Genomic DNA, 12,397 nt, shown 5'->3' on the forward strand with positions numbered 1-12,397 from the left:
AGCACTGGATCCGACCAGCAGGCAGCACTGGCGGCACAGCTGGTGGCCGCGACCGCGCCGGAAGTGCAGGGCGGGGCGGCGTGGCCGCGTGCGGCCGCTCAACCGTGCGTGGCTGGCGCGGCCCGGATGCTAGACTTTGTGGCCATGCCCGATGTGCCGATCTGCACGTAGCGCAGCGCACGCGGGCGCCCACTTTGCATACGAGGTCCATTTGCCCAAGCGCTTACTTCACACCCTGCTGCTCTGGCTGATGCTGGCAGTGAACATGTCCGTAGCATTCGCCGCTGCGCCCAAGGCCGCCGACGACAAGGCCGACACACCGGCCGACACCCTGGGCCGCGAAACGCCGCGCTCCGCCGTGGCCGGCATGATTGCCGCGCTGGCCGAACTCGATTACGACCGCGCCGCGCTGTACTTCGACATCCCCGAGCCGGCCAACAACCGGCAGCAGCTGGCAGCGGCCACCCAAGCCCGCAATTTTCACGCGCTGCTCGACGAAAAGGGTTCGATCAAGCCGTTTGCCGCGCTGTCGAACCAGGAGTCCGGCAAGCTCGATGACGAGCTCGACGCCGACCAGGAAGACGTGGGCGAGGTCACGCTCAAGGACAAGAAAATCCCGATCCTCATGACCCGCAGCGCCGACGGCGATCCGCGCGTCTGGCGCATTTCCAGGGAAACGCTGGACCAGATCTCGGCCGCCGCCCGCCGCGTGCCGCTGCCGGCGCCGCCGGCCAAGGACGATACGCTGGTCGGCGGCGCGCCCCTCAAGGACTGGGCCACGCTGGTGGGCCTGGGCGTGGCCATCTTCGGCGGCCTGTGGATCGTCTCGGTGCTGCTGGTGGCTGCCGTGCGCCGCATGATTGCCGACCCGGCCGGCAGCAGCCCTTACCGCTTCTTCGAAGCCGCGCTGCCGCCGTTCAGCCTGCTAGTTGGCGTGTTCGTGTTCTATACCTGGGCCGACCAGTTGCCGGTCTCCATCGTGGCGCGCCAGACCTTGCTGCGCTATACGGGCATCATCACGGCCATCGCCCTGGTGTGGTTCGGCCTGCGGCTGGTCGATGGCGTGGCAGACCTGGCCATCACGCGCATGCAGCGTCACCAGCGCCGGCAAGTCGTCTCCGTGATTATCCTGGTGCGGCGCGCGGTCAAGTTCCTGCTGCTGGCATTCTCCGTGATCGCCATCCTCGATACCTTCGGCATCGATGTCACGACCGGTATCGCCGCCCTCGGTATCGGCGGTATTGCACTGGCGCTGGGCGCCCAGAAGACCGTGGAAAACCTGGTCGGCAGCGTGACCCTGATCGCCGACCGGCCCTTGCAGGTCGGCGACTTCGTCAAGGTCGGCGACGTGGTGGGCACGGTCGAAGACGTCGGCATCCGCTCGACCCGCATCCGGACCGGCGAACGCACCGTGGTGACCGTGCCCAATGGCGACCTGTCGGCGCGCCAGATCGAGAACTACGCCGACCGCGACCGCTTCCTGTTCAACCCGGTGATCGCGATCGGATACCGCACGCCGTCGGCCAAGTTGCGCGAAGCGATATCGATCGTCCAGCAAGTCATCGGCGGTAACGCCAACATGGCCGAAGGCGGCCGTGCGCGGCTCGGCAACATCAGCGACCGCGCTTTTCATATCGAGACCTATGCGTACATCAACGTCAAGGAATTCGATACCCAGGTCATCATCCGCGAAGAACTGCTGCTGACCATCTATGAACGGCTGGAGGCGGCCGGCATCGACCTGGCGTTCCCGACCCAGACCGTGGTGTATGCGGACCAGCACGGCCACCGCGATGACCAGGAGCAGGAGCAGGACCGCAAGGCCGCAGGCCGTCAGTCGCCGGCGGGCGCCGGCGGCGCATAGGCGCACAGTGCTTGGATGCTGAAGCGCGCGGCCGCACCGCCTTCGGCTGCGGCCGGTGTCAATGGTGCCCAGGCGCTCGACCGGTGCCGCAGCGCACACTGCGGGCGGTGCAGCGCCGGCTGCCAGCAGGGGGCGCTGCCTGGAGAACGAGGCGATGACGGGCCGTAAGCCGGAGCGGGACGCCCACTGCGCTGCAATGTCTGCCTTTATGCGGATATCATTCGTGGCAACACTGCCTATAATTCCTGGCGTGGATGTACGGTGCATCTGCATGCCAACCAGGCGCCAACGGAGAGAAACCAGATGAAAAATTTACGGGATGTGACACCGATGATGAAGGCGCTGACCGCCGCCGTGCTGGGTATCACGGTGCTGGCGGCGCAGGCCGCCGCGCCGCTGGCCAAGCTGACCACGCCCGGCTTTGCGCGGGTGATGGTCGGCGACTTCGAAGTGACCCCGCTGAACGACGGCACGGCCGACCTGCCGATGGTGGACCTGCTCCACAACGACAAGGACAGGACCCAGGCGGCCCTGAACAAGGCCCACCTGGGTTCGCCCACCACTACGTCCACCAACGCTTTCCTGATCAATACCGGCAGCAAGCTGGTGCTGGTGGATACGGGCGCCGGCACGCTGTTCGGTCCCACGCTGGGCAAGCTGGTGGACAACCTGAAGGCGTCCGGCTACCGGCCCGAGCAGGTGGACGACATCCTGATTACCCACTTCCACCCGGACCACGTGGGCGGCCTGATGGCCGATACCAAGGTGGCGTTCCCGAACGCCACCGTGCACGCCGACCGGCGCGACGCCGACTACTGGCTCGATGCGGCAAGGATGGCCAAGGCGCCCAAGGACGTGGCAGGCTTCTTCCAGGGCGCGCAGGTGTCGCTGACGCCGTACATCAAGGCCGGCAAATTCAAGGCGTTCGACAGGAACGGTGAAGTGGTGCCCGGCATCAGCTCGTATGCGAGCTATGGCCACACGGCCGGCCACACGTCGTACGTGGTCGAGAGCAAGGGCAAGAAGATGGTGGTCGTAGGCGACCTGATCCACGTCGCTGCCGTGCAGTTCGATCATCCCGGCGTGACCATCGGCTTCGACAGCGATCCCAGACAGGCGGCAGCCGCGCGCGCTGCCGTGTTCGGCAAGATCGCGCGGGAGGGCGACCTGGTCGCAGCCGCCCACCTGCAGTTCCCCGGCATCGGCTACATCGCCGAGAACGGCAAGAGCTGGACCTGGACCCCGGCCAACTACACCTTGCGTCCCTGATCGTCAACGTCCGCCGCCAGGCGGGCCAGCGCGGCATCGAGCGCCCGGCGCAGCGCCGGCAGCTGATCGTCCGCGTCGGCGAGCCGGCCGGCGTCGGCCAGCGCTTCGATCTGGCCGCAGCACGCCGACACCTCGGCAGCGCCAAGGAAGGCAGCCGCGCCGCGCAAGCTGTGGGCAGCCAGCGCCACGGCGTCGCCATCGCCTTGCACCAGTCCCTGTTCCATGACCCGCAACAGCCGCGGACCTTCGGCAGCAAACGCGGCGCGCAGGGCGGCGCGCAGCCGCGGTGGCGGTGCACTGTCGCCGCTGCTTTCGCCTGCGCGATCGCGTCCACCATGGCTTGAAACGCGCTCGGCATGCTCGCGCGATGCGCTGCCATCGTTGCAGTTGCCATCAATGCTGCCGACATTGCCATCGATGTCTTCGCGGCTTGCGCCGCTTGTGCTGCCGCTGTTGCATGCGTCGCCACCACTGCCTGTGCGGGCCCTGTCGGTTCCTGCGTGATGTCCGGTCCCTGGCCTTGAAACGCTGGCAGCGCGGTGGCCTGTCGCGCGCAGCGTGCTGACATCGCTGCTTGCGCTGCTGCCGGCGTCGCCGGCGTGGCCGGGGTGGGGCCCTCCGGGCGGGGCTGCTGCGCGAGCGTCGGTCGATGCGCCCCCTGCATGGGCTGCAAGCGGAACACCGTTATCGGCGAGCGCGTCCGCCGCCGTCACGCCGAACAGGGCATCCAGTGCTGCCAGCCGTTCGTCCGGCGCCTGCGCACCGGCCAGCGGCTTGCCCAGTGCCTGCAGCGTTGCCAGCTGGCGCCCGATTTCGGCGTGCAAGCCGGCTTCGTCGATGGGTTTGGCCAGGAAGCCGCTGGCGCCGGCTGCCAGGAAGCGCTGCCGTTCTTCGGCCGTGGCATTGGCGGTGAGCGCAATCACCGGTATCTGCGGATTGCGCACACCATCCATGCCGGCGCGCAGCCTGCGCAGCGCGGCGAGGCCGTCCATGCGCGGCATGCGGCCATCCATGATCACCAGGTCGTAGTCGTGCGCTGCCAGCTGCTCGAGCGCGGCGATGCCATCGGCAGCGATCGTGATGGCATGGCCCATGTCTCCCAGCAGTTCGCGCAGGATGATCTGGTTGGTGCTGCCATCTTCCGCGCACAGCACGGCCAGCCGGGCAGCGTGCGGCCCCGGCGCCGGCGCTGCTGTCTGCGCGGTGCGATCGGGCACCGCTGCGCTGCGCGCCAGCGGCAGATGGACGCGGAACACGCTGCCCACGCCCGGTTCGCTGTCGGCCTCGATCCGTCCGCCCATGGCAGCCGCGATGTGCTTGCAGATCGCCAGGCCCAGACCGGCGCCGCCGTATTTGCGGGCAGTGCCGGGGTCGGCCTGCTCGAATTTCTGGAACAGGCGGGCCAATGCGTCGGCAGCGATGCCGATGCCGCTGTCGCGCACGCTGAGCATGAAGCCGCCGGCGGGGGCGCCGTCGAGCGTGGCGGCCAGGCTGACCTCGCCGTGCTCGGTGAATTTGATGCCGTTGCCCACCAGGTTGACGATGATCTGGCGCACCCGGACCGGATCGCCGAGCCACCAGACCGGCAGTCCGGGATCGAGATCGGCGGTGAGCGCGATGCCCTTGGCGTCGGCCCGGTCGGCCAGCAGCTCGACCACCTCGTGCAGCAGAGCGGGCAAATCGAACGCCAGGGTTTCGAGCGGCATCTTGCCGGCTTCGAGCCGCGAGAAATCGAGGATGTCGTTGATGATCTGCAGCAGCACTTCCGCATTGTTGAGACTGACGCGCAGCTTGCCGGCCGTCCCGGCCGCGAGACCGCGGTCTTTCAGCGCCGAGCGCAGCATGCCGATCACGCCGCCGAGCGGCGTGCGGATCTCGTGGCTGATCATGGCCAGGAAATCGCTCTTGAGCTGGTTGGCCGCTTCGGCCGCCTGTTGCGCAGCCTGCGAGGCAGCCTGGCGCGCCTGCGACTCGCGCAAATCCGCTTCGCGCTGCTGCAAGGCCAGGATATGCGTGCGCTGGCGCTCCAGTGCGCCTTGCAGCCCATGCAGCAGATAGGTGCACGAGACGGTCAGCACGGCGCCGATCAGCAAGAAGTTGATGGTGAGGATGGTCCAGTGCGCCAGCGGGCTGAGCGACAACACGGCGATGCCGTTGTCGATGCCGCCTGCCATGCCGGCCGCGAACAGCGTGGCGCCGCACCAGAGCAGCACCGAGAGCGAGGCGCGGCTGCCGATCAGCACCGTGCACAGCACCGGCGTGGCCAGCAGATAGATCTGCGACAGCGGTCCGATGGTGAATAACAACACCAGCGCCATCAGGTACACGATCAGCAGCAGCGCTGCGGAGCGCCAGCGGTAGGGCAGGCGGCGCTGGAAATTGAGCACCGCGACCCCGGCAACCGCCAGCACATCGGCCGTGACCAGCAGCCAGTGGCCCTGCCGCGCGCCACCCCACATGCTGGGCGCGACCACCAGCAAGCCCAGCCAGAAGGCGGCGCTGCACAGGCCATCCAGCAGGCGGCCGCGCCAGCCTTGCAGATCGAGGTCGCCATGGCGCGGCCCGTCGATCCGACGCTGCAAGGCGATGGATAACGCGCGGAGCGGTCGTCGGTCTGCCAAGGTAAGCTCGCGTTCGGTTGAAAGGTTCAAGCGCGCGATTTTACTACCTTTTATTCCCGGAATTGTGTAACGGCCGGTGATTTTATCGGACGCTGCGGCTGGCGCCCTGTGGCGCCAGCACCGTCACGGCTCAGTGATCGGTATGCAGATACGACGGCGACTTCGGCAGGCGCGTGCTGACCAGGAAGGCAATCACCATCATCAGCGTCACGTACACGAAGAACCAGTTCTCGTGGCCCAGGTTCTTGAAGGCCAGGCCGACAAATTCGGCCGAGCCGCCGAAGATGGCGTTGGCGATCGCGTACGAAAAGCCCACGCCCAGTGCGCGCACTTCGGGCGGGAACATTTCCGCTTTCACCAGCCCGCTGATCGAGGTGTACAGGCTGACGATGGCCAGGGCCACCGTGATCAGCACGAACGCCAGCACCGGGCTGTCGTTGCCGCGCAACATGGCAAGGATGGGATAGGTCGCGATTGCGCCCAGGGCGCCGAACAGCATCATCGAATGGCGCCGGCCGATGCGGTCGGCCAGCATGCCGAACAGCGGCTGCATGCACATGTAGAGGAACAGCGCGCCGGTCATCACCACGCTGGCGGTCTTGGCCGGCATGCCGGCGCTGTTGACCAGGTATTTCTGCATATACGTGGTAAAGGTATAGAAAATCAGCGAGCCGCCGGCCGTGTAGCCGATCACGGTCAGGAACGCTGCGCGGTGATGCTTGAAGATGTAGGCCAGCGTACCGGCGCCCTCGTTTTTCAGGTCGGCCGCCTTGCTGGTCTCGTGCAGCGTGCGGCGCAGCAGCAGCGACACCACGGCCGCGATCGCCCCCAGCACGAACGGGATGCGCCAGCCCCAGGCCTTCAGCTCCGCCTCGGTCAGGAACACTTCCAGCACCACCACCGTCAGCACCGCCAGCAATTGGCCGCCGATCAGGGTCACGTACTGGAACGACGAGAAGAAGCCGCGCCGCCCGCGCAGCGCCACTTCGCTCATGTAGGTGGCGGTGGTGCCGTATTCGCCGCCCACCGACAGGCCCTGGAACATGCGCACGATCAGCAGCAGGATCGGCGCCGCCACGCCGATCGAGGCGTAGGTGGGCAGCACGGCAATGGCCAGCGAGCCGCCGCACATCATCATCACCGAGATCATCATCGACTTCTTGCGGCCCACGCGGTCTGCGATGCGGCCGAACAGCCAGCCGCCGATCGGGCGCATCAGGAAGCCCACCGCGAACACGGCGGCCGACTTCAGGAACTCGGTGGTCGGGTGGCCGCTGGGGAAGAACTGGCTGGCGAAGTAGATCGACGCGAACGAATACACGTAAAAGTCGAACCATTCGACCAGGTTGCCGGACGAGGCGCTGATGATGGCAAAGATGCGCTTGCGTTTTTCTTCTGGCGTGTAGTGCGGGTGGGGTGGTTGTGCTGTGGCTGTCATGGTGCTCCCGTTGTTGTTGTCGATGTACCGCCTGCTGTGCAAACGGCCAATGTTGCTTATTGTAAAACATCTTTTTTGACCACGGGTGTCGCATTGAACGGGCGAGGTCGGGACCGCGGTTATGCAGCGCACGTTGTGCCACAGCGGCGGACTGTATTGTGAATCGATCTACAACCAGGAGTCTGACCATGAATCTCAGCAAGCTTGCCGAACACCTCAGCAGTTACGCCGCCGCCGCCGCACAGCAACCGAACGACGCAGCCGCCACGGCGGAAGACCCGCTGTCGCGGCGCGTCAAGCAGCTGCTGCAGCAGACCGGTTCCCGCCTCGCGCAAAACGAGTTGCGCGAATGGGGCAAGCTGCTGCTGACGCAGGCGCCGGCGGTAAAGCCGCCGACACAGGGCGGGCATGGCAAGCATGGCAAGCATGGCAAGCACGGCGCTGCCGGCGGGATCGACAAGCGCCTGGTGAAAAAAACGGCGGTGGCTGCCGTGGCGCTGGGCGTCGGCTACTACCTGCTCAAGCGCCGCTAGGTTTCGCCCGCCAGCTTTGACTTCGCTGCGCGCTGGCTGGCGCAGTCGCCCGTTGCCCGTTGCCCGTTGCCCGTTGCCCGTTGTATTACGCCCGTTGCACGACGCCCATTGTACGACGCCTGTTGCACAACGCCTGTTGCACGACGCCTGTTGCACGACGCCTGTTGCACGACGCTGATTTTGCATTGCGCGGTCGCAAAGCCGGAGATTTGTTGCGACTTAAAATTTCGCAATGGAAACTTTTAATCCGATCGGCAGCCGGCACCAGGGCGGCGTCACCGCGCTGATGTTCATCATGACCGTGGTCGGTCTGCTGGCCCTGTCAGGCATGGTGCTGGACGTGGGACTGCTGTACCACCGGCGCCAGGAACTGGACCTGATGGCGCGCACGGTGGCAGTGGCGGCTGCCGGCCAGCTCAATGGCAACAGTGCAGGCATCGACAAGGCGCTCGAGCAGGGCGCCGATGCGCTGCGCAAGCTGAGCTACCGTTACGGTACGCGGACGCCCGCGTGGCGCGACGACATGCTGTCGTTCGGCCCTGCGGCAGACGGCAGCTGGCGCGATGCGGCAGGAGCCCGCTCGGGACCGGCCGGCCTGACCCACGTGCGCGCCGATACCGCCAGGCTCGATGCGCCGGTGGGCTCGGTCACGCTGTTCATCATGCGCCTGCTGTCGCCGCGCTTTGCCTCGATGGCGGTCGCCACCACGGCAGTGGCGGCACGCACCGGCATCGACGTGCTGCCGCTGGCGCTGTGCGCGATGTCCAGCCAGCCCGGCGCGGCGCGCACCAATCCGGGACCGCCGGTGACGGTGGAGCTGGTGGAATACGGTTTCCGGCGCGGGGTCGCCTACGATCTGATGCAGCTCAATCCGCACGGTATCGATCCTGCCAACTTTCTGGTCGATCCATTCCGCGCGCCGGGCCAGGCCGGCGCTGCATCGGCAGCGGCAGCCGGCACCCCTGCCGCGTCGGCAGTGGGGCCGTATGTGTGTACCGGACAACTGGCGTTCGCCCCGCTGCTGGCCGGGGCCGCACTGAAGGTGGCGCAGCCGTTCCCGCTGGCGCTGCTGTACCGGCAGCTCAATTCCCGCTTCGGCCAGTACGACAGCAGCGTGTGCAGTGCTGCCACGGCCATGGTGGACCGCAACCCGAAGTCCTACCAGCGCGACCAGGCGGTACCGTGGATGAGCGCGATGCCCGACGAGCAGGGCGCGCAGACCACGACCACCGGCAACCAGCGCCGCACCATTGCCGACCTGGCCGCGCCGCCCGCCGGCGTGCAGGCCAGGATGTACGGTCCGCTGTGGGCCTATGCGCGCGCGGTACCGTTCAGCGCCTGGTCGGCCGGCGCCGATGAACCGGCAGGCGGGTATCCGAGCTTCGGTCCCGGCGACTGGGCCAGCCTGTACGGGCCGTCCGCGCCGGCGGCCAAGAATTATCCGGGCGCCACGCCCTACCTGAGCACCAGCGGCGCCAATTACCAGTTGCCGCCGGTCGGCCAGAAGGGACAGAGCAACCGCCGCGTGCTGCATGTTCCGCTGCTGGCTTGCCCGGTAACGGGGTCCGGTTCCGCGTCCGCCTCGATGCTGGCGGTCGCCAAGTTCCTGATGACGGTGCCGGCCACCCCGACCGCACTGTATGCCGAATTCGGCGGCCTGGCGCCGGTGTCGGCGCTGGGCGGCCCGGTGGAGCTGGTCCGGTGAGCGCCGTGCGCAGACCGGGCGGGCTGGTGACGGCCGAGTTTTCCGTGGTGCTGCTGCTGTTCCTGCTGTTTACCTGCGGTGTGCTGGAAGTAGGGCGCGCCATGTATCTGGTCAATGCGCTGCGCATGGTCACCCAGCGCGCGGCGGCAGCTGCCGCCCGGACCGATTTTTCCGATCCCGCAGCATTGCAGGCCGTGCGCCAGCAGGCCGTGATGCGCAGTACGCCCGGCACCCTGGTGATGGGCGCGCCGGTCAGCGACGCCCACGTGCGCATCGACTACCTGTCGCTGTCCGGGCCGGCGGGCGACACGATGCAGCCGGTGTCCGCGGCCGACATGCCGGCCTGCCCGGTCAACAACCGCATCGCCTGCATGAAGGATCCGTATGGCGCCGGCTGCATCCGGCTGGTGCGCGCGCGGCTGTGCGACCCTGCCGTGAGCGACCGCTGCCAGGGCACCGCCTACCGCGCCCTGTTCCCGCTGGTGCGCCTGCCGATGGCGCTGCCGGTGTCCACCGCCATTGCCAGCGCCGACACGCTGGGCGCCTCGCCCGGCGACGGACCGTGTCCCTGAACGGTGGGCCTGGCCTGGCCTGGCCAGCGCTCAGGCGGGCGGCAACTTCGCCACCACCTTGATCTCGAACTGGAAACCGTACAGCCAGGTCACGCCCACGCCGGTCAGCGTCGGGTACGGCGCGTCGCCCCAGTACGCGGGCAGCACCTGCCACACGGTGTCGATGGTGCGTTCCGGGTCCACCATGAACACGGTAACGTCCACCACGTCGTCGAACGTGCAGCCGGCCGCCGCAAGCACCGCGTTCAGGTTGTCGAACGCCAGGCGTATCTGCGCCGCCAGGTCGGGTTCGGGGGAACCATCGTCGCGGCTGCCGACCTGGCCCGAGACAAACAGCAGGCCATTGGCGCGTACCGCCGGCGAATAACGGTTACGTTCATACAGGGCCCGACGGCCTTCGGGGAATACCACGTCGCGTTTCGGCATCTCGATCTCCTTGAAAAGCAACAAGTGTAAAGTCCGCCGCCTGCATGATAAACAGCGATAATGCGGCATCACTATTTGTAATTCTCAATCAATCGAGGAACACCATGGATCGTTTCGACGCCATGCAGGCCTACGCGCGGGTGGTGGAAGCGGGCAGTTTTACCCGCGCTGCCGCCACGCTGGGCATCAGTCGCACCAGTGCGACGCAGCTGGTCCAGCAGCTGGAGGCGCGACTCGGCGTCAAGCTGCTCCACCGTACCACGCGCCGGGTCACCGTGACGGCCGACGGCGCAGCCTACTACCAGCGGGCGATCCGCCTGCTGGCCGATCTCGACGAACTCGAGGCCGGCCTGTCGCAGGCCGCGACAGCGCCCCGGGGCAGGCTCAAGGTGGACGTACCGAGTCCGCTGGCGCGGATGATACTGATGCCGGCGCTGCCTGCCTTTCACGCACGCTACCCGGAACTGCAGATCGAGATGGGGGTGAGCGACCGCGCCGTCGATATCATCGGTGACAACGTCGATTGCGTGGTGCGCGGCGGTGTGCTGGCCGATCAGTCGCTCAGGTCCCGTCATGTCGCCGACCTGCAACTGGGGCTGTACGCGGCGCCGGACTACCTGGCCCGCGCCGGCATCCCCGGCCATCCGCGCGAGCTGGAAAACAGCCACCATCGGATTGTCGGCTTTCTGTGGGGACGCGCCGGCAAGACCTATCCGGTGACGATGCGGCGCAACGCGCAAAGCCTCGACATCGACGGCCGCTACGTGGTGGCGGTGGACGATGGCAACGCCTACCTGGCTGCCGGACTGGCCGGCATGGGCGTGCTATGGCTCCCGCATTACATGGCCCTGCCGCACCTGGCCAGCGGCGAACTGGTGGCGCTGCTGGACGACTGGCAGCTGGCGCCGATGCCGCTGCACATCGCGTTTCCCTCCCACCGCTATGTGAGCACCCGGCTGCGGGTATTCATCGACTGGGTGGTCGAACTGATGGCCGAGCATGCACCGGTGGTGCGGCCCACCCGAACCGGGTAAGCCGGCGTCCGCGGGGGAAGGAGGGATGGGACTGGCGCTGCACGGCATTAATGAGATATGATTCTCATTAGTAAACGCAACCATGTTGCGATTATCACGTTTGCCATTGTTCCGGGAGTACCGCTTGACCACTGATCGTCCCTATCTGCCCGCACCGGGCGCCACCTCCGCCGGCGATCCGGTGCTCGACGCGTCGGCCGTGGTGGCCGGCTATGGCGGCAAGACCATCTTGCAGCAGCTCGATTTGCAGGTCCATGCCGGTGAAATCTACGCGCTGCTCGGCGCCAACGGCGCCGGCAAGACCACCACCGTCAGCCTGTTCCTCGGATTCGTGGCGCCCGTTGCCGGCACGGTCAGGGTGGTCGGTCACGATCCGGTTGCCGCGCCGGCGCAGGCGCGCCGGCACCTGGCCTATATTCCGGAAAATGTCGCCCTGTACGAGCACCTGAGCGCCCGCGAAAACGTCGCTTACCTGCTGCACCTGGCGGGCCAGCAGGAAAACGACGCCGTCATCGGCGCTGCGCTGGCGGCCGCCGGCCTCGATGCCGCGGCGTTCGACCGCCGCGTGGGCGGCTTCTCGAAGGGCATGCGGCAAAAGGTGGCGATCGCGCTGGCGCTGGCGCGCAAGGTGCCGGCGCTGCTGCTCGACGAGCCGACGTCTGGCCTCGATCCGCAGGCCACGGCCGAATTCAACCGCCTGCTGGGCGTGCTGCGCGCCCGGGGCGTGGCGATCCTGATGGTGACCCACGACCTGCTCAGCGCCGCCGACGTGGCCGACCGTATCGGCTTCCTCGAGGCGGGGCGCCTGCGTGAGGAGGTGGCCGCCGCAGGCGCCGACCGCTTCGACGTGCGCGCGCTGCACCGGCGCTACGCTGCACCATCGTCATCCTTGGCACCCTTGGCATCCTCGGCACAACCCGTGCAGGTGGCGTGAC

At 67.3% G+C, this 12,397-nt stretch carries 10 protein-coding genes; 7 read left to right on the plus strand and 3 right to left on the minus strand.

What is annotated here, in order from left to right; all coding sequences use genetic code 11:
- Positions 1-265: 265 nt before the first annotated feature.
- On the plus strand, positions 266-1,864 hold the full coding sequence (locus ASF61_RS19415) for a mechanosensitive ion channel family protein (protein ID WP_229205937.1): 1,599 nt from the start codon (positions 266-268) through the stop codon (positions 1,862-1,864).
- A 303-nt stretch (positions 1,865-2,167) separates the two neighbouring features.
- On the plus strand, positions 2,168-3,133 hold the full coding sequence (locus ASF61_RS19420) for an MBL fold metallo-hydrolase (protein WP_056159795.1): 966 nt from the start codon (positions 2,168-2,170) through the stop codon (positions 3,131-3,133).
- Here the strand turns inward: ASF61_RS19420 and ASF61_RS19425 are convergent.
- Together ASF61_RS19425 and ASF61_RS19430 are read right to left on the minus strand one after the other, a co-directional pair.
- Positions 3,115-5,715, minus strand: a complete 2,601-nt coding sequence (locus ASF61_RS19425) for an ATP-binding protein (RefSeq protein ID WP_056159798.1) — start codon at positions 5,713-5,715, stop codon at positions 3,115-3,117. The two genes, ASF61_RS19420 and ASF61_RS19425, sit on opposite strands and share 19 nt — an antisense overlap.
- 169 nt (positions 5,716-5,884) lie before the next feature.
- Positions 5,885-7,192, minus strand: a complete 1,308-nt coding sequence (locus ASF61_RS19430; RefSeq protein ID WP_056160252.1) for an MFS family transporter — start codon at positions 7,190-7,192, stop codon at positions 5,885-5,887.
- A gap of 188 nt (positions 7,193-7,380) precedes the next feature.
- Here ASF61_RS19430 and ASF61_RS19435 point away from each other — a divergent pair, with 188 nt between their 5' ends.
- The 3 genes from ASF61_RS19435 to ASF61_RS19445 all read left to right on the plus strand — a co-directional run bounded on the left by ASF61_RS19435 (position 7,381) and on the right by ASF61_RS19445 (position 10,002).
- Positions 7,381-7,725, plus strand: a complete 345-nt coding sequence (locus tag ASF61_RS19435; protein ID WP_056159801.1) for a hypothetical protein — start codon at positions 7,381-7,383, stop codon at positions 7,723-7,725.
- Between the two features lie 232 nt (positions 7,726-7,957).
- Positions 7,958-9,430 carry a hypothetical protein gene (locus tag ASF61_RS19440; RefSeq protein WP_056159804.1) on the plus strand — a complete coding sequence of 491 codons (1,473 nt, stop codon included), beginning with the start codon at positions 7,958-7,960 and terminating at the stop codon, positions 9,428-9,430.
- Positions 9,427-10,002, plus strand: coding sequence for a TadE/TadG family type IV pilus assembly protein (locus tag ASF61_RS19445; protein ID WP_082491831.1), 576 nt, complete (start codon positions 9,427-9,429; stop codon positions 10,000-10,002). Before ASF61_RS19440 ends, ASF61_RS19445 begins: the two co-directional genes overlap by 4 nt.
- Positions 10,003-10,032: 30 nt before the next feature.
- Here ASF61_RS19445 and ASF61_RS19450 read toward each other — a convergent pair whose 3' ends face one another.
- Positions 10,033-10,428 carry a RidA family protein gene (locus ASF61_RS19450; RefSeq protein ID WP_056159807.1) on the minus strand — a complete coding sequence of 132 codons (396 nt, stop codon included), beginning with the start codon at positions 10,426-10,428 and terminating at the stop codon, positions 10,033-10,035.
- A gap of 104 nt (positions 10,429-10,532) precedes the next feature.
- On the opposite strand from ASF61_RS19450, the gene ASF61_RS19455 reads away from it, so the two are divergent.
- Positions 10,533-11,462: a LysR family transcriptional regulator gene (locus ASF61_RS19455; RefSeq protein ID WP_056159810.1), complete on the plus strand. Its 930-nt coding sequence runs from the start codon at positions 10,533-10,535 to the stop codon at positions 11,460-11,462.
- Positions 11,463-11,586: 124 nt separating this feature from the next.
- Positions 11,587-12,396, plus strand: coding sequence for an ABC transporter ATP-binding protein (locus ASF61_RS19460; protein WP_056159811.1), 810 nt, complete (start codon positions 11,587-11,589; stop codon positions 12,394-12,396).
- Position 12,397: the final 1 nt, after the last annotated feature.

The organism is Duganella sp. Leaf126, from assembly GCF_001423125.1.
Lineage (GTDB): Bacteria > Pseudomonadota > Gammaproteobacteria > Burkholderiales > Burkholderiaceae_D > Rugamonas.